The sequence below is a fragment of the Neobacillus niacini genome (genome assembly GCF_023715785.1).
Classification (GTDB): Bacteria; Bacillota; Bacilli; order Bacillales; family Cytobacillaceae; genus Neobacillus; species Neobacillus niacini_E.
Map to the genome: position 1 here is coordinate 552,538 of NZ_JAMBOX010000002.1, position 23,291 is coordinate 575,828.

General features: G+C 45.2%; 23 protein-coding genes and 1 pseudogene. 2 read left to right on the forward strand and 22 right to left on the reverse strand.

The features are described 5' to 3' along the window. Positions 1–42 precede the first annotated feature (42 nt). From M3234_RS07300 to M3234_RS07350, 11 genes and pseudogenes are all read right to left on the reverse strand, one after another. Complete coding sequence (locus M3234_RS07300; protein ID WP_262304061.1) at positions 43–1,458, reverse strand: amidase; 1,416 nt, start codon at positions 1,456–1,458, stop codon at positions 43–45. Between the two features lie 139 nt (positions 1,459–1,597). Beyond that, positions 1,598–2,224, reverse strand: coding sequence for an NUDIX hydrolase (locus M3234_RS07305; RefSeq protein ID WP_262304062.1), 627 nt, complete (start codon positions 2,222–2,224; stop codon positions 1,598–1,600). Positions 2,225–2,273: 49 nt separating this feature from the next. Then, the gene (locus M3234_RS07310; RefSeq protein WP_262304063.1) at positions 2,274–3,098 is read right to left on the reverse strand and encodes an ABC transporter permease; all 825 of its coding nucleotides are present in this window, start codon (positions 3,096–3,098) and stop codon (positions 2,274–2,276) included. Between the two features lie 11 nt (positions 3,099–3,109). After that, a complete protein-coding gene (locus tag M3234_RS07315; RefSeq protein WP_262304064.1) occupies positions 3,110–4,054 on the reverse strand; it encodes an ABC transporter permease in 945 nt (314 codons plus the stop codon). Positions 4,055–4,182: 128 nt separating this feature from the next. Beyond that, positions 4,183–5,712: an ABC transporter substrate-binding protein gene (locus M3234_RS07320; protein WP_262304065.1), complete on the reverse strand. Its 1,530-nt coding sequence runs from the start codon at positions 5,710–5,712 to the stop codon at positions 4,183–4,185. Positions 5,713–5,728: 16 nt separating this feature from the next. Next, positions 5,729–6,457: an HAD family hydrolase gene (locus M3234_RS07325; protein WP_262304066.1), complete on the reverse strand. Its 729-nt coding sequence runs from the start codon at positions 6,455–6,457 to the stop codon at positions 5,729–5,731. Between the two features lie 68 nt (positions 6,458–6,525). Then, a complete protein-coding gene (locus M3234_RS07330; protein WP_262304067.1) occupies positions 6,526–7,491 on the reverse strand; it encodes an ABC transporter ATP-binding protein in 966 nt (321 codons plus the stop codon). Next, the gene (locus tag M3234_RS07335) at positions 7,466–8,476 is read right to left on the reverse strand and encodes an ABC transporter ATP-binding protein (RefSeq protein ID WP_262304068.1); all 1,011 of its coding nucleotides are present in this window, start codon (positions 8,474–8,476) and stop codon (positions 7,466–7,468) included. Before M3234_RS07335 ends, M3234_RS07330 begins: the two co-directional genes overlap by 26 nt. 186 nt (positions 8,477–8,662) lie before the next feature. Then, a complete protein-coding gene (locus M3234_RS07340) occupies positions 8,663–9,424 on the reverse strand; it encodes a class I SAM-dependent methyltransferase (protein WP_262304069.1) in 762 nt (253 codons plus the stop codon). Positions 9,425–9,548: 124 nt separating this feature from the next. Then, on the reverse strand, positions 9,549–9,818 hold the full coding sequence (locus M3234_RS07345; RefSeq protein WP_262304070.1) for a helix-turn-helix domain-containing protein: 270 nt from the start codon (positions 9,816–9,818) through the stop codon (positions 9,549–9,551). A gap of 62 nt (positions 9,819–9,880) precedes the next feature. After that, a pseudogene (locus M3234_RS07350) lies at positions 9,881–10,192 on the reverse strand (heavy metal translocating P-type ATPase); the annotation flags it as partial. A 114-nt stretch (positions 10,193–10,306) separates the two neighbouring features. On the opposite strand from M3234_RS07350, the gene M3234_RS07355 reads away from it, so the two are divergent. Next, the gene (locus tag M3234_RS07355; RefSeq protein ID WP_262304071.1) at positions 10,307–10,555 is read left to right on the forward strand and encodes a hypothetical protein; all 249 of its coding nucleotides are present in this window, start codon (positions 10,307–10,309) and stop codon (positions 10,553–10,555) included. 52 nt (positions 10,556–10,607) lie between these two features. Here M3234_RS07355 and sstT read toward each other — a convergent pair whose 3' ends face one another. Together sstT and M3234_RS07365 are read right to left on the reverse strand one after the other, a co-directional pair. Further along, positions 10,608–11,846: a serine/threonine transporter SstT gene (sstT, locus tag M3234_RS07360; protein ID WP_262304072.1), complete on the reverse strand. Its 1,239-nt coding sequence runs from the start codon at positions 11,844–11,846 to the stop codon at positions 10,608–10,610. Between the two features lie 193 nt (positions 11,847–12,039). Continuing rightward, complete coding sequence (locus M3234_RS07365; RefSeq protein WP_311315628.1) at positions 12,040–12,990, reverse strand: ribose-phosphate diphosphokinase; 951 nt, start codon at positions 12,988–12,990, stop codon at positions 12,040–12,042. A 138-nt stretch (positions 12,991–13,128) separates the two neighbouring features. Between M3234_RS07365 and M3234_RS07370 the strand changes: the two genes are divergently transcribed. Beyond that, positions 13,129–13,956, forward strand: a complete 828-nt coding sequence (locus M3234_RS07370) for a GNAT family N-acetyltransferase (RefSeq protein WP_262304073.1) — start codon at positions 13,129–13,131, stop codon at positions 13,954–13,956. A gap of 38 nt (positions 13,957–13,994) precedes the next feature. Here M3234_RS07370 and M3234_RS07375 read toward each other — a convergent pair whose 3' ends face one another. The 9 genes from M3234_RS07375 to M3234_RS07415 form a co-directional block, all read right to left on the reverse strand. Continuing rightward, a complete protein-coding gene (locus M3234_RS07375) occupies positions 13,995–14,432 on the reverse strand; it encodes a MaoC/PaaZ C-terminal domain-containing protein (protein WP_262304074.1) in 438 nt (145 codons plus the stop codon). After that, positions 14,422–15,951: an acyl-CoA synthetase gene (locus M3234_RS07380; RefSeq protein WP_262304075.1), complete on the reverse strand. Its 1,530-nt coding sequence runs from the start codon at positions 15,949–15,951 to the stop codon at positions 14,422–14,424. Before M3234_RS07380 ends, M3234_RS07375 begins: the two co-directional genes overlap by 11 nt. A 25-nt stretch (positions 15,952–15,976) precedes the next feature. Then, complete coding sequence (locus M3234_RS07385; protein ID WP_262304076.1) at positions 15,977–17,506, reverse strand: acyl-CoA carboxylase subunit beta; 1,530 nt, start codon at positions 17,504–17,506, stop codon at positions 15,977–15,979. A 56-nt stretch (positions 17,507–17,562) separates the two neighbouring features. Beyond that, positions 17,563–18,747 (reverse strand): acyl-CoA dehydrogenase family protein, encoded by a 1,185-nt coding sequence (locus M3234_RS07390; RefSeq protein ID WP_262304077.1) that lies wholly within the window; start codon positions 18,745–18,747, stop codon positions 17,563–17,565. Between the two features lie 300 nt (positions 18,748–19,047). After that, a complete protein-coding gene (locus tag M3234_RS07395; RefSeq protein ID WP_262304078.1) occupies positions 19,048–20,196 on the reverse strand; it encodes an acyl-CoA dehydrogenase family protein in 1,149 nt (382 codons plus the stop codon). Positions 20,197–20,208: 12 nt separating this feature from the next. Beyond that, positions 20,209–20,553: an AtuA-related protein gene (locus tag M3234_RS07400; protein WP_262304079.1), complete on the reverse strand. Its 345-nt coding sequence runs from the start codon at positions 20,551–20,553 to the stop codon at positions 20,209–20,211. A gap of 5 nt (positions 20,554–20,558) precedes the next feature. After that, positions 20,559–21,923, reverse strand: a complete 1,365-nt coding sequence (locus M3234_RS07405; RefSeq protein WP_262304080.1) for an acyclic terpene utilization AtuA family protein — start codon at positions 21,921–21,923, stop codon at positions 20,559–20,561. Between the two features lie 18 nt (positions 21,924–21,941). Continuing rightward, positions 21,942–22,160: an acetyl-CoA carboxylase biotin carboxyl carrier protein subunit gene (locus M3234_RS07410; protein ID WP_262304081.1), complete on the reverse strand. Its 219-nt coding sequence runs from the start codon at positions 22,158–22,160 to the stop codon at positions 21,942–21,944. Between the two features lie 200 nt (positions 22,161–22,360). Further along, the gene (locus M3234_RS07415; protein ID WP_262304082.1) at positions 22,361–23,146 is read right to left on the reverse strand and encodes an enoyl-CoA hydratase/isomerase family protein; all 786 of its coding nucleotides are present in this window, start codon (positions 23,144–23,146) and stop codon (positions 22,361–22,363) included. Between the last annotated feature and the right edge of the window lie 145 nt (positions 23,147–23,291).

The following is a 23,291-nucleotide window of genomic DNA, read 5'->3' on the forward strand; positions in this document are numbered from 1 at the left end:
AGATACTAGAAAGCATAATCGCTTTCTAGTATCTTTGTGTTTTTATAGATAGGTTGGTTCCATATACGTTTGGAAAGCCTTTTCATATGTATGGCAGGCTTCTAATACCAGTTTATCAGCAAATCGGTTTCCAGCGACCTGCAGTCCGACGGGAAGTCCGCTTTTAGTCAACCCCACAGGCATTGAGGCGGCGGGATGACCTGTCAGGTTATAGATTTGTGTCAGCATCCAATCGGTAGCAGGGTTGATGCTTTTTCCATTTATCGTTGACGGGCCAGCCAATTGATGGTCAAATGCTGTAACAGCAAGCGTCGGGGAAACCAGCAAATCGTATTCGTTCAGCACAGCCTGAACTTTTTTCCAGATAATCGTTCGTTTTATTTCAAGAGCCTTATATTCTACAGCACTGTATTTTCTGCCGATATAAATCATTTTCGCCATTCCATCAGAGAAGCTCTCCGGGTCTTTATCATACAATTCACCATAACTGGCCGCAAACTTCACACACCACAAACCTGAAAAGGTCCAGGCAAGGTCCTTTTGGCTGACACCAAGGTCCATATCAATCTCGTTAACGTCGCAGCCTAAATCGGAAAAATGCTGTACTGATTGATTAATAACCTGAGCCACATCTTCTGAAATTTCGTAAAGTCCAAAATTACGGGTATAGGCAATTTTTAACCCCTTCATATCCCGGTTTAACTCCATGAAATCTTCGCCTAAATCAGGGGTGACGCCAGGGTTATTCGTATCAAAACCCTGCATAACAGAGAATAGCAATGCAGCGTCCTCGGTAGTTCTTGTCATTGGTCCATTATGCAAATATGGATGTTCTGATCCAAATAAATTATCACGATCTTCATGAGGAACGACACCAAACGTTGGTTTGAATCCAAAAATACCCGTTAGCGCGGCAGGGATTCGAATCGACCCGCCCCCATCACTTCCTTCAGCAAAAGGAGCTAGTTTAGCGGCAACCGCAACTGCCGAACCACCACTGGAGCCTCCCGGAGTCAAAGCTTCATTCCATGGATTTTTCGTGACGCCAAACAAAGGGTTGTCAGTAATACCCTTGTGACCAAATTCCGGTGTATTCGTTTTGCCTAAGACAATGCCTCCGGCAGCTTTGATTCTTTTTAAAAAAGTAGGATCATAATCAGGGATGTAGTCTTTATAAAGTGGGGATCCATATGTAGTCAAAATTCCTTTTGTTGGGGTCAAATCCTTGATGGCGATGGGAATACCGTGAAGTTTGCCTAGCACTTCCCCCTTCACAACAGCTTCCTCAGCTAACTTTGCTTCCTCCATGGCATGCTCATTGATCGTAACAAACGCATTCCATTTTGAATTATGAGTTTCAATGCGGTTTAAAAAAGCCTCAACCACTTCGACTGGGGAAAGTTCCTTTTGTTTGATCAGTTTTCCTAATTCTGTGGCGGTAAAATCAGTAATGGCCAAGCCTTCCACTCCCTTTTTATATGGTATACCCTTTAATTATACTAGATAAGGAATGATTGGAGATAGAATTTCAAATATTTTCTGAAAATAAAAAAGCCTGGCTGCCACCCAATTATTTGGACAGTGCCCGGCACATTTTTTATTTGCAAAGATGGCGCTTTATTCCTTCCAACACTTTTTCATAGTATGAAGGAACATGCTGGACAAATTTTTCTTTACCAGCTTCTGCTAAAATGGTAACTCTCCGTCCATCCGTTCCAATTTTAAATCCTTCAATTAACACCTGCTCAGTGTTTCCAAGCCAAAGGTCATAAAACGAATAAAATGGTACTCTTACCATTCCTGTCACTTCTTCCTCCTGCAGGACAAAATCAGCGAAAGAATGATTAGTCTCATAAAGATAAACATGAGCCATTTCTTTATCAATGATGTTTTCTTTTTCAACACAATATGGAACGACTCCAAGCGGGATCAATTCTTCCAGTGTCACATCGATCCCTATCTCTTCGTTTATCTCCCTTACCCCATCAGCAACCGTTTCATGTGCCAACAAATGACCGGCAGCGGTAATGTCCAATAGGTTAGGATAAAAATCTTTTTTCTCGCTGCGCAGTTGAAGATAGATATAAACGCTGTCATTCTCCTTACCTATAAACCAACAGTGAAAGGCTTCATGCCAAAGGCCCAATCGGTGCACCTCAGTACGTGTCGCCTCCCCAATATGATTCCACTGTTCATCAAATATTTTTAACAATTCGTTTTCCACAGATGTCCCGCCATTCGTAATGAATTTAACTAACCTCCAGTTTATTATATCATTTTGATCGATGATCGGTTAGGTCGCGGATTCCGTTACTCAGCATATAAAAGCCGAGAACCAGTAACGTAATTGTTAAACCGGGCGCCAAGGTGAACCATGGGCTGGATGTCAAATATTCCTGTGATTCTTTTAGCATTCTCCCCAAGCTTGGGTCGGGCGGCTGCACCCCTAATCCCAAATAACTCAGTGACGCTTCTGCCAGCAAAGCAATGGCGAATGCAACAGAGGCGGCGACAATCAGCGGAGAATATATATTCGGCAAAATCTCCCGGAAAATGATTTTCATCGGATGAACGCCAATGGCCTTTGCCGCGGCAACATATTCAAGCTCTTTGTTTTGGATAAATCCGCTGCGGGCGATTCTAGCGATGCCCGGAGTTGCCAGGATTCCCAAAGCAATCGCGGTATTGACGATTCCCGTTCCGAAGACAGCAACAATCATAATCGCCAGAATAATACCCGGAAACGCCATTAACCCGTCGACTGCCCGCATAATCAACTCATCAATCCAGCCGCCTAGGTAACCTGCAATTCCACCAATGATTGTGCCAAATACAATACCCATTGTCACCACAATCGCTCCGACAAAAAAGGCGGTTTGCGTCCCAGCCATGATCCTGCTTAAAATATCCCGCCCAAACGTGTCCGTTCCAAACCAATGGGCAGCGCTCGGGGCCTGCAATTTTTTGCTGACCGCAATCGCATTGACATCATAGGGTGTATAGAAAAAGCTGATAAGCATGACAATGAAAAAGAATAGCAAAATGACCAAGCCAAATATTAGATTTAAATTTTTTCGTTTCTTCCTTCCACTCATCATCCGTCCTCCTCTCACTCCTTCAGTCTGATTCTTGGATCAAGGACTGTGTAGAGGATATCCACGATAAAATTGATTAATACCACAACAAACGCAATATACAGCACAATTCCCTGGACGACAGGGAAATCGCGGTAACTAACTGCCGTAATTAACAGACGCCCAATGCCCGGCAGTGAAAAAACCTGTTCGACGACAATCGTACCGGCAATAACTTCGGCCAAAATCAGCCCGAATACTGTTAATACCGGGATCATTGAATTTTTTAGGACATGTTTATAAACAACAACCGCTTCGGTAAGTCCTTTGCCGCGGGCTGTACGTACGTAGTCGAGCTTTGACTGCTCCAAGATTGCATTTCTTGCATAACGAAAGCTGATGGCGATTTGCGGCAGGGCGATGGTGAGCGCGGGAAGAGCCAATGAACCAATGGCTCCAGCCACACTTTCACTCCAAGGAACATAACCGCCGGTCGAAAAAAAGGAAAACGTCATCCCGATAAACAGGATTAACATCATTCCCACAAAAAACGTCGGGATTGCCATTCCTAGCTGGGTAAACGACGAGAGCAGGAAATCGCTCCATTTGTTTTCCCTCCTGGCTGTAAAAATACCCAGCGGAATCGCCACGAAAATCACAATGATAAGAGAAAACATGGCCAACGAAATCGTGATGGGCAGCCGTTCCATAATCAGACTGGTAACAGGCCGGGAAAATCTGATTGAATCCCCCATATCACCCTGAAAAAATCCTTGGACAAGATTGAGGTACTGAACATGGGCCGGCTTGTCCAGTCCCATTTGACGACGAAGTGTTTCGACTTGGACCTCTTCCGCTTCAGGCCCTAAAATGGTCCGGACGGGATCTCCGGGAAGGATCTGAAAGACAAGAAAGGTGATAACAGAAATAAATATAAGGGTAACGAACAACAAAATAAATCTGCGAATGATATAGGTCAACCCCTATCACTCCCTTCATGGCCAACTGCCATTAATAACGAAAAAAAATGAACAGGATGATTGGCATTCATACTTGTAAATGTCAGGGCTATCCGCGCTGAAGGTCGGATAACCCTGACTATTGCGACTTACTTTTTCGGCCTAATTTCCGACATATCCATGTAGAAGATAGGGTAAGTTTTAAACCCTTCCAATTTAGGGTTCAGTGCCCATGGCGTTTGGAAATCGGCAATAAACACAGCCGCGGCCTCTTCCGTTAAAATTTCCTGGGCCTGTTTATAAAGGTCAATTTGTTTCGCTTCATCTTTTTCTGCAATGACATCCGCCATGAGCTTGTCATATTCAGGGTTATTAAAATTTACCAGGTTGCTGCCTTTGTTATCTGATACATATCGTCCTAAAACTTTGAATGGGTCAAGCTTTCCTGTAAAATCAATTAGCGTCATATCGTAATCCTTTTTACCATAAACATCCTCGAGCCATTTCGCCCATTCAATCACCTTAATCTCGGCAGTGATTCCAACCTTCTTCAGCTGCTCTACGGCAACCTGGGCGGCATTCGAATAGATTTCATTGTGCGAAGATACGGTCAGTGTTGTCGAAAATCCATCCGGGTACCCCGCTTCAGCAAGCAGTTTCTTGGCTTTATCCACATCCGGCTTATAGTGGTTGTCAAGTCCTTCTTTATAGAAAGATCCCATTGCCGGACTCATGTTAGAACCCAATTTGGTTGCCAAACCGGAGAAAGTTGCCTCGATAATTTCGTCTTTATTAATCGCATAGTTGATGGCCTGACGGACCCGCACATCCGAAAATGGCTTTTTATCATGGTTAAACCCTAACAGGAAGACGGAGTTATTATCCTGTTTAATAATCGAAAAATCCTTCTCAAGTTCTGAGATTTTATGGGCCGGAACATCAGTGATATCGACTTGGCCACCTTGCAAGCTCAATAAGGCTGACTGATTATCCGTTTGGAAAACAAATTTTACTTTATCTAGGTATGGCTTTCCTTTTTTCCAATAATCCTTATTTTTTTCGATTATTAGATTGTTTTCAGGATTATATTCAACAAATTGAAACGGTCCGGTGCCGATTGGCTTCGTATTTTGGTCGGCATCATTGCTTTCTGGAATTATTGCTGATTGATTGGCCGTTAACCGATATAAGAAGGAGGAATCTGGTTGTTTTAATTTCATGACCACCGTTTTATCATCCGGTGTTTCAATGGCTTGAATCACGTTGAAATCTGAGGATAGCGGCTCTCCTGTTTTCGTACCCATAATCCGTTCAAACGAGTATTTTACATCGTTGGCCGCAACGGCATTGCCATTATGGAATTGCACGCCATTCCGTATTTTGAACGTATAAACGAGGCCATCATCAGATACCTCATAGGTTTCGGCAATCGCCGGTTCGATGCTGCCATCCGGAAGCGGGTTAAACAAACCTTCAAACACGTTTAACATCACCCGGAAAGTCAGGGAAGCCTTTGCCTTATGGGGATCCAGAAAATCCGGATCACTGTTGATACGCACGCTGATTTCCCGGATATCCTCCTGCGTTTTAGACGGCTTTTTTTCCTCTTTACCTGAACAAGCACTTACAACAAGGCTCATAATCAATAAACAAATGAAGATGATGGACCGTTTCGCCATAAATCTTTTCCACCCCTTAAGGTTTCATATTATTTTTCAACATCCCCGATACCAGCCATTCAATCAGCCCAAACGTGTCTTCTACCAACGGTTCATAATCGATTTCATCAATTCCCTCCCCGCCAAACCGATTGATTAGAACAGTATCAATGCCTGCCTTCCTTGCACCGATCACATCATCGTAATAATTGTCGCCAACGTAAAGAATTTCGTCGGGGCGACAATCCGAAAGCTCTATCAATTTTTGAAATATGCGGGCATCCGGTTTGCTGATCTGCACTTCTGACGAAACGAGTATATGCTCGAAGTAATCATAGACTCCTATTTGTTTAAGAACTGCCCGGCAGCTTAAATCCCAATTGGATAATAACGCCAATCGATAACCCTGGTTTTTAAGCGTTTCCAGTACCTTTACTGTCCAGGGAAACGGCTGCCAGTAATCGGTCACTTCGTTGCTCTGTTCGTAAATGAAGTTTACTTGTTTCAGAATGTCAAATTTTTTATTCAAAAAATAGTTAACCAGTCCGATATACCACGGCATATAGGTTTCCCTTGGGCGGCCCAGTACTCCGTGAAACTCTCGCATAAATGTTTTGTCGGCCAAGTGATAGGCCATATCTACCTTTTTCCTGGGAATCGACACGCCTTCTTGTTCTAAAAACTTCATGTAATATTCTTCCCTTCGGTTATAGGCAAGTGTATAGCCCAAATCAAAGGCGATTAGTTTGAACTTTTTTCGTTTCATTCCATAAAAACCACCAATCTAGTTATCTATTTTTCTTATATGTTCATCCTATATTGCATTTACTCTTTTCATACCAGATGGCAAGCAACCGAATGTCCTGATTCATCGGTAGCCAACTCGGGCCGGACTTGTCGGCAAATGTCCTTTGCCAAAGGACATCTCGTATGAAAAGCGCAGCCTAGAGGCGGATTGGCCGGATTTGGCACATCACCGCGTAAAATGATGCGCTCCGATTTGTTAACCGGATCGGGAACTGGAACCGCCGAAAGCAGTGCTTTTGTATAGGGATGTTTTGGATTTTCATAAAGCTGGTCACTAGTGGCTATTTCCACAAGCCGGCCAAGATACATCACCCCTACCCGGTCGCTTATATGCCGAATGACCCCTAAATCATGGGAGATAAATACATAGGTGAGATGGAATTGTTCCTGGAGCTCTTGCAAGAGATTTAAAACCTGTGATTGGATGGAGACATCAAGTGCGGATACGGGCTCATCGGCTACAATCAGTTTAGGTCGGACGGCAAGGGCACGTGCAATGCCAATCCTTTGCCGCTGGCCGCCGCTAAATTGATGCGGGTAGCGTAAAGCGGCATAAGTATCGAGACCGACAGTTTCTAACAGTTCTTGAACCTTCTGCTTTCTTTCTTTAGAATCAGACATCCCGTGAACCTTTAATGGCTGTTCAATAATTTGTTGGATTGTATAGCGCGGATTAAGCGAACCAAACGGATCCTGAAAAATCATTTGGATATCCTTTCGGATTTTCCGCATATCCTTTCTGGATAAGGCCGTCAAAGAGATGCCATTAAATTGGATGCTGCCTTCAGTTGGCTCTATCAATCTCAAAAGCATCCGCCCTGTCGTTGACTTGCCGCAGCCCGACTCGCCGACAAGACCGAACGTTTCTCCTTTTTCGAGAGAAAACGAAACATCATCCACGGCCTTTACATCACCGACTTTTCGGCCGAATACCCCTCCGGAAATCGGAAAGTATTTTTTTAGATTGTCAACTTTTAATAAGGTTTCCGCCATATTGGCCCTCCTCCTGACTGGCATGAAGAAAACAGCGTACACCATGTGACGGAGAGGCCGCGACCATCTCCGGCGTGGCTTTGTGGCATCTGTCAAAAGCATGCAGACATCTTGGCGCAAACAGGCAGCCCTGCTTTAAGGTGCCAGGCTTTGGAACCGAGCCTGGAATGGAATAAAGTTTCCTCTTTTTGAATCTGACATCCGGAATTGATTTAATCAGGCCGATGGTATAGGGGTGCTTCGGCAGTTGAAAAATATCGTTTACAAAGCCTTCCTCGACAATTTTTCCGGCATACATAACAGCTACCCGGTCACAAACCTCGGCAACAACCCCCAAATCATGCGTAATTAAAATAATTGAAGTTTTTAGTTCCTCATTAAGCTTTTTCATCAAGTCGAGTATTTGTGCCTGAATCGTTACATCAAGAGCTGTTGTCGGTTCATCAGCAATCAATACCTGAGGCTCACAGACTAAAGCCATGGCGATCATCACGCGCTGGCACATTCCCCCAGATAATTGATGGGGATAGGAATGAATCAGTTCCTCGGCCCTCGGCAGTCCCACCCGTTTTAATATATCAACAGCCATTTTCAGCGCTTCCTGTTTGGACATTTTGGCATGAGTTCGAATCGCCTCCATTAACTGGTTTCCAATTGTAAACACTGGGTTGAGTGAAGACATCGGTTCCTGATAGATCATGGCGATGTCGTTCCCGCGTATTTCCCTCATCCGTTTAGCTGAAACCTTGGTTAAATCTTCATTTCTGAACAGGATTTCGCCGCCAACAATTTTCCCGTTCTGCGCTGGAACAAGTCCCATAATGGATAAGGATGTCACACTTTTCCCACACCCTGATTCACCGACAATGCCCAAAATTTCCCCTTCTTTCAAATGAAACTTCACCCCATCCACCGCCGGGATTTCCCCATCTGGTGTAAAAAATGAAGTACGCAAATCTTTCACCTCAAGTACGGAACCGGTCAAAAACCCACCTCCTTGCATGATTTTAGATGGTTGTCCATATTAAAATATATATTCTGATAATTTAAACCTATACCGAATTGTTTATTTTAATTGGTCGGATAGACCTATCATATCGGGTCTTTGTTTTTGAAGATTAAATAAAAATCCCCACATACAGTATGCGGGGATCATAGTGTCAGACTCTGTCTATATTTTTTGGGCGATACAAAACATTTCTGCAAAATCTGTCGGTATAGTTTTTTCTGGGTTCTTGTTTACATCGAATCTCATTCTTTCCAACCCTTCATGATAGTCAGAATCATTTATCAATGTTAACACGGATATATCCCTGTTTTCGGCGAAATGCAGATAATCGGCAACCTTTAATTCTTCCATTTTGTACTCTATTTTTAAATTAGCTTGGAAGCCCCTTGCAGTCAGTTCATGAAAGAGAACTTCTTTATTCCAAAACCGTTTCAGGTCTTCATAATGGGCGGACGGAAAGTAATGATAAACCCACCATTTGGTCATATCATGAATTGCAATATTATGATATTTATATATGCCGCCAATTCTTAAAACCCGTTCAATTTCCTTCAAGGCCTGCTCTTTTTTACCATAATGGTGAAAGGCATAATTATTGGAAATGAAATCAAATGTTCCAGGCTGATATGGCATATTTTCAGCATAGCCTTTGACAAATATGGCCTGGTCGATCTTTTCCTTTGCCTTCGTTAACATTGCCTCCGATGCATCAATCCCGTGCCATCGAATCGGGTAATCGACAAATGCCTTCATTTGCTTTACTAGATATAGCCCGGTGCCGCACGATAAATCTAATACATGGTATTCTGATTGCTGATGGTTATCGATATATTCTCTCAAATCTTGGTCAAATCTGATTTCCTCACTTCGATATTGGTTTTTGTCATATTTATCGGCAATCGATGAGTAATTTGTTATTTTCATAATTGGCTCCTTTCTTCTAATGGAGACTATTGATTTAGTCTATGAATAACCTTTATGAATTATCCCGGACATAAAAAAGGCGGATACCATTAGTGTTTGGTATCCGGCTTTTAGTTTGATAGGTTTACAATAGCAACAGCTCATCCAGGTTCAATATTTCAATTTTTCTGTGTGGTCTTTGTTTGATCATGCCTGCTGATTCAAAATCAGTCAGCTTTCGGCTTATCGTTTCCGGCGTTGTTCCCAAATAGGATGCCAGCTCCTTCTTGCTCAATGGCAATGTTATTTCGGTTGGACTGACCTCATAATCCAAGCATTCTGCCAAAAATAGGGCTAGCCGCGTTTCTACTTTTTCTGTAGCAAAACGGGCCGTTTGCTTTTCGGACTGCTCCAATCGCTTAGAAAACTCGGTTAAAATTTTTTCGTCTTTTTTGAAAAAATAGTCCAGCCTTCTTTTTAAAATCTGGGTGCGGTCTGACCCACACTTAGAGCCTTTTTTCTGCGATGGTTAAATCTAATCAAGCGCATCGCATTCAAGATGACCAAGAGGACGCTTGCTTCGTCGATAAACATGCCGGATGCCAGATGAACCGAACCTAATAAGAACCCCGCCAATAACAGGAAGACAATTCCGACGGCGAAAAACATGTTTTGCTTGATATTGCGGAGGGTCGCCTTTGCTAACGAGTAGGCATGCGACAGTTGTAGTAACCGATCCGCCATTAACACGACATCAGCAGTTTCCATTGAGACGTAGGTTCCTCCCTTTAAAACGACACTGGTTGGGGAAATTTTTATTAAAGAAGCAGCTGTCAATCGCCTATACACAAAGGGGACAGCCTTCATATTCTATAGCAAGTCCAGTTTAAGGAGGCTTTCTTGATGGAGTTAAATTATCAAAATGCTCAACGGTTGAAGGGAAAAGTGATTCAGTATAGAAATAAAGAGGGAGAGATGGTCATCGGCCGAGTTGCAAATGTCAGAAAAGATGGGCTTGAGATTGAGGAATTAAGTACTCACCAGCCCTCCGAAGGATACGGATTCGGTTTTTGGGGCCCAGGACCATTTTTTAGACCGCCTGTTTTCTTTCCGTTTGTTGGTTTTGGTATCGGATTTCCATTTTTCTGGTAATGTGGAACATTAGAAAGCCCTCAATCACGAAATTGAGGGCTTGTTTTGTATGTTATGCTGCTTTTCGAATTTCAATTTTTTTGCCGTCTTTACGCCATTTTTTAAACTCTGCTGCTGCTGTAAATAGTACGTCGGTTGAAGAGTTAAGCGCCGTTTCAAAGGAATCTTGTAAGACACCGATGATAAATCCTACCCCTACTATTTGCATTGCCACATCATTCGGGATACCGAATAAGCTGGCTGCAAGAGGGATTAATAATAAGGAACCGCCGGCAACACCAGACGCCCCGCAAGCACACACTGCCGATAACACGCTCAGGATGATGGCTGTCGGAATATCCACTGTAATTTCTAGAGTATGAACCGCTGCCAATGTTAAAACTGATATTGTCACCGCCGCACCGGCCATATTGATGGTCGCACCTAATGGAATCGATATAGAATAAGTATCCTTATCCAATTGTAATTTTTCGGCTAATTTCATATTTACAGGAATATTCGCCGCCGAGCTCCGTGTAAAAAATGCAGTAATGCCACTTTCTTTTAAACACATGAACACAAGTGGATAAGGGTTTTGGCGAATTTGTGTGTAGACGATGATTGGATTGATGACTAGAGCCACAAATAGCATGCAACCAATCAACACGACCAATAACTTGCCATAGCTTAAGAGAGACTCAAGCCCATTAGTTGTTATAGATTCAATGACAAGACCCATAATCCCAAGCGGGGCAAACTTGATTACCCATGTAACGACTTTGGAAACGGCATCAGAAAAATTGGTAATCACAGTCTTTGTCGTATCGGGAACATTTCTTAAGGCAAATCCAAGGACGATTGCCCAGGTCAAAATACCGATATAGTTGGCATTGTAAATCGCTTTTACCGGGTTATCGACAACGTTCATAAGTAACGTTTTTAGAACCTCGACAACACCGCCTGGGGCTGATACACCCTCAGCCCCTTTTGCAAGTGATAAGCTAACAGGGAACATAAAGCTGACAATAACAGCGATCAATCCTGCTAAAAAGGTGCCTATAAGATATAGGGAAATAATGGATTTCATATTCGTTTGGTGACCGCTTTTATGTTGTGCGATGGCCGCCATAACTAGGAAGAACACCAATACCGGGGCGACCGCTTTTAAGGCCCCAACAAACAAAGAACCGAAAATAACCAATGGCTGAGCCGCTGCTGGAACCGCCACAGTTAAAATAATACCAATTATCAAACCAATAGCGATTTGTTTGACCAGGCTAATTTGATTCCATTTTTTCAAAAGATTTTTCATAGAAGTCCCCCCGTTTGAATAATATTATCATTTTTCTCTTTTAACCTACTTTTACAATTGTAGTTGTATTATAAAGAATATTTAAATATCTCACAATATTTTTATTTGTATTTAAGTATAATAAAAATATTCCAAATTTTCTTTTTAAAAAATCCACCTAAGCCGTGCATAAGCTCAGGTGGATATTTTCATTCTATTCGAATAATGGACTTACCGCTTTTTCATTATGGACACGGTCAATTGCTTCGGTAAGCAATGGTGCAACTGATAAGACCTTGATTTTTCCATTAGGATATTCTTCCGGCAATGGAATCGTGTTGGTAACCACTAATTCCTGCAGGGCAGACGCTTCGATCCTGTCAATGGCCGGCCCTGATAGGACAGGGTGTGTGCAGCAGGCATAAACGGCCTTTGCCCCCTTCTCCATCAAGGCTTGGGCACCAGACGTAATTGTACCGGCAGTATCAATTAAATCATCAACAATAATACAATTTTTCCCTTCAATATTACCGATAATATGCATGATATCCGACTCATCGTGTTCTGGACGGCGCCGGTCAATCAAAGCGATCGGAGCATGTAATACCCCAGCCAATTTTCTTGCCCTGGTCACTCCTCCATTATGCGGCGAAACAACAACAACATTATCCAATGCTTTTTTCTCAAAATACTCCGAGAGGATTGGAAGTCCTGTCAAATGTTCCACTGGTATATCAAAAAACCCTTGGGTCTGTGGTGCATGAAAGTCTAGGGTCAGCACCCTGTGAGCGCCTGCCGTCTCCAAAAGATTGGCAATGAGTTTGGCGGTAATCGGCTCACGCGACCTAGCTTTTCGGTCTTGGCGCGCATAGCTGAAGTACGGCATTACAACGTTTATTGTCTGGGCTGAGGCACGTTTAAGCGCATCAATCATAATGAGAAGCTCCATAATGTGTTCGTTGCTTGGTTGTGAAGTGGATTGGACGAGAAATACCTCGCTGCCTCGGACACTTTCTTCGATTGAAATTTGAACTTCGCCGTCACTAAAGTGCTTCACGGAGCAATTTCCCAATTCACAGCCTAACAGCGCTGCCATTTCTTTAGCCAACTCACGATTTGAATTTAAGGTAAACATCTTAAAACCTTTTTTTAGTTGATACGACACGTTTCTGCCTCCATAAATATGTATTCGAACACTATTATATCTTATTTGACATAATTTTTATAATCCTAATTCTTCAAAAGAAGGAAAAAACGTGTTTGTTGGAGAAAATATTAAAGAATTTTAAAATGGGGTGGGTACATGCTGACAGAGAAACAACTTCAAGAAATTAAGTCGCTTCAAGAGATTTGTGAGAAAGATGGCGGATTTCAGCTAAAGCTGAATGATGATATGCTGGCAAATCGGTCCGAAAACCGCATGGAAGACTTTTTTCATTATCAGGATGGGCAGCTTGTCGGTTTTCTCGGCTGTTATGGGTTTGGAAGTAAGGTGGAAATTTGCGGAATGGTCCACCCGGACTATCGCCGCAAGGGAATTTTCACTGGATTGCTTGAAAAGGGCATTGAGGAAGCGAAGAAACAGGGAGCAGAAGTGATTCTGTTAAATGCGCCAACAGGTTCGCAATCGGCAAAGGAATTTTTTAAAAATATGCCTTGTGAGTTTCACGTTGCGGAATACCAAATGCAATGGCAGCAAAAGGAGTTAATAGTGGATCCGGCAATCATTGTAAGGCCGGCCGTTTCACAAGAGGATTTCGAGGCGAAAATTCAGCTTGAGGTGTTATGCTTCGGGATAAAAGAGGAAGATGCACGCGAAGTTGAAGGCATGCTGTGGGATTCTCGGACTGACGCAATGCTGATTATTGAAGTAGATGGAAAAATAGCCGGGAAAATCCGTGTCGCCGAATCGAATGGAGAAGCGTGGATTTTCGGATTTGCTGTTTTCCCAGAACTGCAGGGCAAGGGTATCGGCCGCAAAGCGCTATCAAAAGTGGTCATGATGGAGCATGAAAAAGGACTGCCAATTTTTCTCGAGGTAGAGGCGAAGAATGCCCATGCCCTAGGACTCTATGAATCATGTGGATTTAAGAGCTATCATTCGCAGGACTATTATAAGTACCAATTTTAGAAAATCGGGTGGCCTACTGAGAGCCACCCGATTTTTCGCTAAATGTTTTCTTTTTTTATCAAAGCTTTAGAAATCCCAACAATGCACGTTTCCCCCGTTTGCTTGACGGTGGACTGCTTAACGGTCACAACGCCTGTTCCATTCCCTTTATCCTCAAGGTCAATCACTTCGAGTTCGACATGAATCGTATCGTTTATAAATACGGGTTGGATAAACCGAAGCTTATCAATTCCGTAATTGGCAATCACAATGCCAGGTTCCATTTTGGTCAGACCCACCCCGAAGGAGAGGACAAGCATGCCATGGGCAATCCTCTGCTTAAAAAAGGACTGCTTGGCAAATTCGATATCCGTGTGGAGCGGGTAATAATCACCGGTCAGTGCGGAAAACATGACAAGGTCGGTCTCGGTGATGGTCCGGCCCCGGGACTTCCACTTCTCGCCTTTTTCAAAGTATTCAAAATACTTATCGTACATTAGTATTCCCCTTTCTCAACACGGTTTTTAAAATTTTTCCGGTGGCATTCCGTGGCAGTGCCGACACAATCTCCACCATCTTCGGCATTTTAAACCGGGCGATTTTTCCATCAAGGAACTTCTCCAAATCTATCACCGTCAGCGGCTGGCTGTCGTCCTTTAACGCGACCACCGCTTTAATCGACTCGCCCCATTTTTCATCCGGGTAACCGATGATCGCGGCTTCGCGAATATTTGGATGGCGAAACAGGACCTGCTCAATTTCAATCGGATAGACGTTTTCCCCGCCGGTAATAATCATGTCCTTCTTGCGGTCGACGATGTAAATAAAGCCCTCCTCATCAAATTTAGCCAGGTCGCCAGTATAGAACCACCCGTTTTTAATTGCCTCTTTTGTTGCTTCCGGCTTGTTCCAGTAGCCAACCATGACATTCGGTCCATTGACAATCAACTCACCCACCTCGCCTGGCCTCACATCCCGGTCAAGCGGATCGACAATCCGGACTGTCGTATGCATCGGCTCCTTACCTACCGAGCCGTTTTTGCGGATCGTATTTTCCTTATCCAGAATGCTGACAAACGGCGCCGTTTCCGTCAGGCCGAACCCTTCATAAAATGGAATCCCCCGCTTTTGGAAAAATTCAATCACCGTAATCGGACACGGAGCCCCACCGGAGACAGCAAACTGGAGCGAAGAAATATCATACGCCTCAAAATTGGGAACGCTCATTAACGCCTGCCACATGGCTGGGACAAGGAACAAAGACGTCACCTGTTCATCATTGACTTTTTGTAAAATCTTCACAGGGTCAAAGATGTCAATCAAAATGTTGGCCCCGCCCTTATAAACCAACGGCAGGGTGAACACGCTCATGCCGCCAATATGGAACATCGGTGCTGCCGCCAGCGTGATATCCGTATAATCCACAGGGGTATTATGAATAAAGTTGATCGCATTCCACTGGGTATTACCGTGACTCAGCAGCGCGCCTTTTGGCCTCCCAGTTGTACCAGATGTATACATCATTAAATGAATATCATCGAGCGCGATATCATAACCAGGTTCCTCTGGAGATGCATTCTCAAGTAGATTTTCGTATGGCAAATCAGCTTCATGAGGCTGGGTTCCGACGTGAATATATTGCAACAAACAGGTGTCTTTTGTCCGCAGTTGGTCAACCAGCGGCCTCATCCGAAAATCATACATAAAATGGTAGGCCCTCGAGTCATTGACAATATAAAGAACCTCCTCCACACTCAGGCGGAAGTTAATCGGTACAAAGATGGCCCCAATTTTAGCACAGGCAAACACTGCTTCGAGCATTTCATTCGTGTTCAACAGCAGCGCGTCGACCCGGTCCCCCTTCCTGACCCCCAACCCAAGCAGGGCATTTGCAAGCCGGTTAACCCGTTCATTAAACTGTGCGTAGGTAAACCGCTTCTCGTTATAAACCACCGCAAGTCTGTCCGGCCGAACCTTACAATGTTTGACAAGCCAACTTCCAATTCCCTTTACCAATCCACAACACCCCTATTTTTAAAAATTAACTTAATATCGTTGAATGTTTTTTTGCAGGAAGTGGGAAATCTTTATTTTCGAACGTTTCATAGCGCCGGATCAGCTCTTGCCGCAACTCGCTTGGAACGACCAGATCGTCCACGACAAGCTCCCCCGATAGCTTGATAATGTCATAGCTTGCCCGGTATTCCTCACGGAGTTTTTGCACAAGTGCCGATCTTTCTTCCGGGTCGGTCACCGCTTTGATTTTGTTGTAATAAACGGCATTGACTGCTGCTTCCGGACCCATGATGGCAATTTCCGCCGATGGCAGGGCAATCGTCGTATCCGGTTCATAAGCCGGGCCAGCCATCGCGTAAATTCCGGCACCGTAGGCTTTTCGGACAATCACGCACATTTTTGGCACATTGGCCGTCGAACTGGCGAAAATAAAATTCCGCCCTTTCCGGAGAATACCCTCCTGCTCCACCTTCGTTCCAACCATAAATCCGGGCGTATCGCATAAATAGAGCAGCGGAATGTTGTAGGCATCACAGGTCCAAACAAATTTGGCCCCTTTATCCGACGACTCCGGAAAAATCGCCCCGCCTTTGTATAGCGGCTGGTTGGCCACTACACCGACAGTCTTACCGTTCAGGCGGGCAAACCCGGTCACCAGCTCCTTCGCATAATTGGCTTTTACCTCAAGGAAGCTGTCCCCGTCCACAATGGATTCTATTAATTTGCGGACATCGTATGCACGATTTGGTTCTAATGGAATGATATCGTCAATTCCGGCGGGGTCCCGCTTCGGTGGAACGGCAGGGTATTCTGGCACATTCCCGTCAAAATGATCTGGCAGGTAGGTTAATAGTTTTTTGACAAGCTCGGCTGCTTCCTCTTCAGATTTGGCAATGAAATCGGCCGAGCCGCTTTTGGTCGCGTGCATTGTGGCGCCGCCTAATTCCTCGACATCGACTTGCTGGCCTGTCGCCATTTGCACCATTCTTGGCGAAGCAATCGCCATCCCAGAAATTTTATCGACCATGATCACAAAGTCGGAAAACACCGGCATATAGGCGGTTCCGGCAAAGCATGGGCCGTAAAGGACGGCGATTTGCGGGACTCTTCCGGAAAGCATGCTGTGGTTGTACCAGATTTTCCCGCCTGAATATTTTTCGACATGATAACCGCCCGCTTCATCAATCCGGCCGCCTGAGGAATCAATCATGTAAACGATGGGCCGTCTGCCGCGGATCGCCGCCTCTTGGATCCGCAGGATTTTTTCCCCGTGATATTTGCCGATGGACCCGGCTTTGACGGTGTAGTCGCTTGCCATAAAAAATACAAGCCGTTCGTTGATTTTACCCGTTCCCGTAACCACGCCGTCTGCTGGGAGTTTTTCCTTTGTTGCGTTGGCAAATAAGCCAGTTTCATAATAAGGCTGTTCATCGTCAAAATAGAGTCGAAGCCGGTCGCGGACAAATAATTTTCCCAGTTTTTTTATTTTGTCGTGATCGGGTCCACCGCGATAGATTCGTTCCCGTTCCGCCAGCAGTCTTTGTTCACGTTCCAAGTATCATGCACCCCTTTTGCTAGTTTTTAAGATTTTTCAGGATTATAGCACCGCGGTCAGACCCCTTTTGAGGCTTTATCTGCTTCAATTGGTGTCAGGATTCCCAACTGTTTGGTGAGGATCTCATTCATAATTTGCGTCGTGCCGCCGCCAATCGTTTGGATCCGCGCATCGCGCCAAAGCCTTTGGATTGGGTATTCCATCATATAGCCATTGCCGCCGTGAATTTGAACTGCCTGATCACAGACCTGATTCAACATTTCGCTGGCAAGCGTCTTAGCCATCGTCGCCTCTATGACGCAATTTTTCCCTTGGTTATACAGGTAAAGGGCCCTGTATGTAAGGTTCCGGGCTTTTTCAAGATCGACTGCCATGTCGACCATCTTATGCCGCAGCACCTGAAACTCCGATAGCGGTTTGTTAAACTGGATTCTTTCTTTGCTGTATTGAATGGTCAGTTCCAACGCTTTTTCGGCCGCCCCGATACAGCCCAATGCTAACGTTAGCCGTTCATACTGGAAGTTTTTCATAATGTAAAGGAATCCCTCATTTTCCTGCCCAATTAGGTTTTCTTTCGGCACAATCACATTATCGAAAAATAATTCTCCTGTATCCGAAGAGCGCCAGCCCAGTTTCTTCAGGCTTTTTCCGACAGAGTAGCCGTCAGAATTGGTATCGACAATAAATAGACTGATGTTGCGGTGATGCGGTCCGTCGGCGGTCTTGGCTGCAACAATAACATAGTCGGCATTGACCCCGTTGGTGATGAAGGTCTTTGAGCCGTTCAGGACATAGAAGTCCCCGTCTTTTTTGGCAGTGGTTTTAATGGCGGCCACGTCGGACCCGCCTCCTGGTTCGGTAACTGCAAGAGCGGAAATGGCATCACCTTTAATTCCCGGGACGAGGTACTTCAGTTTTTGCTCATTGTTTCCGTAGCGCCAAATATTAGTCATCGCAATCGTCGTATGAGACCCGATGGCCGCACCGACACCGCCTGCGCCGCATTTGGAAAGCTCTTCGGTAAATACGGCTTCCATGATCACATCAAGGCCGCTGCCTCCGTACTCTTCCGGAAATTTAATCCCGAGAAACTCTAGATCCCCCATCCGTTTATATAAACTTCTCGGCGTCTCGCCGTCCTTTTCCCACTGTTCGACGTTTGGGACGATTTCTTTTTCCACAAAAGAACGAACCGTTTTCCGAAACATGTCATGTTCCTCCGTAAAGATCCAGTGCCCCATGAAAACCCTCCTTATTAAAAAAATGCATTTGATTTTGATTCGGCTTGAAAAAGAGTTATTCGCCGAACTTTGCAAGTTATTCGCCGAACTGAGGCGGTTATTCGCCGAACTAGGGGACTTATTCGCCGAAACTCTATGAATATTCGCTGAACTTCAAGACTTATTCGCCAAACCAGCTATCTCGCCAATTCTGGGAAGTATTTCGCCAAACATTAGCGTGTTTTGGCAGAAAGCGAAGTTGATTTGCCGAATTCGTTTCCTATTTCGCGAAAAATCCATATTGTTTCGCGAACCCCTTTTTTATAACCCCATCTGCTTGGCAATGATCTCCTTCATGATTTCGTCCGTACCGCCGCCAATTCTCGCCAAGCGGCTGTCACGCCAAGCCCGTTCAATCGGATATTCGGCCATATAGCCATTCCCACCGAAAATCTGCAGCGCGCGGTCCGCGACCCAATGCGCCATTTGCACGGCTGCCAATTTCGTCATCGAGATTTCTTTCGAAGGAACCTCCCCTTTGGCGAACCGGTAAGCGGTCGCATAGGTCAATTCCCGGCAGGCCTCAATTTGCGTTTTCATCTCGGCCAACAGGTGGGCAATTACCTGAAAATTGCTGATTGGCTGGTTAAACGCGATTCTCGTTTTGGCATAGTTCAACGCCAGCTCGTAGGATTTTTCAGCACCGCCGATTGCCCCGGCAGCACCAATCATCCGCTCGCCCTGCAGCTGCCACATGATTTGGTAAAAGCCCTTGCCCTCTTCCCCAAGCAGGTTTTCATGGGGAACGCGGACATCATCAAAAATCAGCTCGGCGGTATCAGATGAACGCATGCCAACCTTTTCGAGCTTTTTTCCAACAGAGAAGCCGGGATGATTCGTTTCGACGAGGAACAGTGAAATCCCCTTCGGTCCTGGGTCATCGGAAGTCCGTGTCACCAAGGTAACGAAATCGGCCCGAGTCCCGTTGGTAATAAAGGTTTTCGTGCCATTAATGACCCATTCATCCCCATCACGCCTAGCCCGGGTTTGAATGCCCATGACATCTGACCCGTTGTTCGGTTCGGTAATCCCGATTGCGGCTATTTTTTCACCGCGTAGTGCCGGCTTTAGGAAACGCTCATGTTGGTCTTTGGTGCCAAATTTGTAGATGGGCGGCGTGGCCATGTCAGTTTGGACGGCAATCGCCATCGGGACGCCGCCGCAACCGCATTTGTTCATTTCTTCTGCCAGAATCAACCCGGAAAAATAATCTCCTCCCTGACCGCCGACCTCCTCCGGATAATGCAATCCGAGCAGTCCCAATTCTCCCATTCTATTGAACAGTGAGCGCGGGAACATCCCCTCTTCTTCCCATTCATCTACAAATGGCTTAATCTCGTTTTCTACGAATTTACGAATCATTTTTCTGAGCTGGTCATGCTCTTCAGTAAAATATGGTTCATACGGCATACCCTGTTCACCTCATTTTCTTAAGTTCTGTAAAATGGAATCGTCCACATCAAGTTCGAGTCGCATCAAATTGGCACCAAAGCACTTGCCGAGGTTATCGAGCCTGAGCGACGCTGACCCGCCGCCCGCCAATGCCTCCTTGCACACAAAATTCAGCGCGAGGATATTAGGAAGCTCGTAGCGGATTACCTCTCCTTCTACAATACCGGTAAAATGCTCCTTAACCCGTTCAGGGGTTAATTTTTTCAAGAAAGTTTGATAGATTGCCGGGTTTGGGGCAAACACGCCGATGTTCACCATATTGCCTTTATCCCCGGATCGCGTTTGCGCAATATCCCTAAGCTTAACAAAGGCCATCTCGTCTACACCTCCAGCACATCGACTTTGACATGACTTTCAACCTCATCCCGTGGAATGAGCGTTGACCACATCCCGAGCAACGACCTTGGGGAGGAGTTGCCGGTGAATCCACTCATCGTCGGGGGACCATTCAAGGCTAGCGGCGGGAAGAGTCGGCTGAATCGTGCCGCTTCCTGCTTCGTTTTGGCCTTGACTGCCATTCGCAAATACACTTCATTTAGTTCTTGTTCCGGTTGGAACGCCAACGGACCGCTTAACGAGTTGTAACCTAGGTAGTCAGTGCGGACCTCCTCATAGTTCCACCGATATCGCTCCAACTGAGTGCGGATGATTTCATCAACTTTTTTTGCTTTTTGGAGGGCATCGGGCCAGGCGAATCCAACAATGACTTGTGCAGCATAGCCGTCCTCATAACCCATGACGACTTTCAGGGAATCCGTCCGCGGCTTGCCTTTTACCCCCGAAACCTTGACTTGGTTTGGCCCGATGTTTTCCAGATGCACACCGGTTAAATCGACAATCACGTCCGGGGTGATATAGGCCGAAGGGTCATGGATCTCGTAGAGCATCTGTTCTTTCACGGTATCCACTGTGACCAATCCGCCCTGGTCTTCAACTTTACTGATGATAAACTCACCATTTTCAACGACTTCGGCAATCGGATAACCCATCTTGTCAAAGCCTTCAATCTCCTTCCAGTTTCCGCTGAAATTGCCCCCTGTCGATTGAGCAGAGCACTCGAGCAAATGCCCCATAAATATCCCGCTTGCCAGCTGATCCCATTCATCTTCCTTCCAGCCGTATTCATAGATTAATGGCGCCAAAAACTGAGCCGTATCTGTCGTCCTGCCTGTGACCACAATATCGGCGCCGGCCCGGAGCGCCTCGACAATCGGCTGGGCCCCAATATAAGCGTTGGCAAATTCCAGCCTGTCTTGAACCGTGGTGATGTTTTCTCCTGTTTCTAAATGGTTAAGTGGGTACCCTTTTTCAAGAAACTCGTGGATCCGGTCCAATACATTGTCTCCGGACACCACCGCGACCTTTAGTCCGCTCATCCCCATTTCCCGCGCGACTTTTAAAATTTCCTGCTGGGCACCAAGCGGATTGATGCCACCAGCGTTTGTTAACAGCTTAATCCCTTTTTCTCTTACAAATGGCAGCAGCGCCTTCATTTGCAACGGCAAATCCTTGGTATAGCCCGCTTGCTCATTTTTCCGTTTATCCTTGACGAGGATGGCCATCGTCAATTCCGCAAGTGCATCGAAACATAGATATTGGACATTTCCCTTTGCTGCTGTGGCAACGGCCGCCTCGATGCTATCGCCGTAAAAGCCTTGGGCTGCTCCAATTCGAACTGTTTTCATGAGAAGCTCCTCCTTTCCTTAGTCGGTTTTCAGCTTGACCAGAACGTCCCCTTCCTGGACGAACTCCCCTTCCGCTGTTTTGATTTCGGCAACCACACCGGCATGGGTGGATTCAATCGGTATTTCCATTTTCATCGACTCCAAAATGACCAGAACATCGCCTTCTTTGACAATGTCGTTTTCATTTACTTCGATTTTCCACACGTTTCCGGACATTATAGATAAAATTTCGGTCATTTTTCCTCACTCCGATTATTCATTTTGTTTTTAGCGGCAAATTGTATTAAAACTGATGTTTTTCACCTTATCCAATAGCTGCAATTAACTTTATTTGCGGATTTGAAGGTTTTATTTGCGATTTTTAGACTTTTATTTGCGGAATTTCTCTATTTTATTTGCGGATTTCTCTATTTTATTTGCGCCTAACAATAATCCCCCTATTTCCCCGTCCAATTCGGCCGTCTTTTTTCAAGAAAAGCGGTGGCTCCCTCTTTCAAATCCTCACTCATAAATGACACCAGCCGTAAGTTTGTTAAGTAATCAAACGCCTTCATCATATCCATGCCTTCCGTTGTAAAAAATGCGTCCAAACTGAGCTTGACGGCGAGCGGGCTGAAGTTTGCCACTTGCAGGGCCAGCTCTAAGGTTTCTTTTTCCAGCTCTTCTGGAGGAACAACCCGATGGACGAGCCCCAATTCCCGCGCTTTTTCTGCTGAATAAATCTCCGCAGTCAGCATCATCTCCATCATCTTCCGTTCGCCAACCGCACGACGGACCCAAGGCATTATCACAAATGGTACGAGTCCCAAACGTAACTCGGTTAATCCTAATTTCGCCTCTGAGGAAGCGATTGCGAGGTGACACATGGCAACGAGACCGGTTCCACCTCCTAAAGCAGGTCCGTTTACACTCGCAATAAGCGGTGTTGTAATTTCCGCCCCCAGCTTAAACAGTTCTGTACTTTCACGCCCTTCAGAATAAAGCTCCGGGGCTGTTTTTGAGAGATTCTTTTTAAATTCATTCAAATTTCCTCCGGCAGAGAAGGCTGTTCCGGCACCGGTAAGAATGATGGCGCGGATGTCTGGATTAAGTTCCGCTGCCCTAATGGCCATTACGAGCTCCTTCGCCGAGGTTTCAGTCAACGGATTTCGCATTTCCGGCAAGTTCAACGTGATTTTGGCGACAGCTTCTATTTCTTCGTAAAGAAGCGTTTCGTAGATCACTACATTCACCCCATTTAATAGCTTTCTACTTTTTCATAATGCAAGTAACGTGCCAACTAAAACATTCTGTCGGGCCAGCCCATCATATTCCCTGTAAAAAACAACCTGAACATAAAACTGAACAGGTGTTTACAGAAGTTTACAA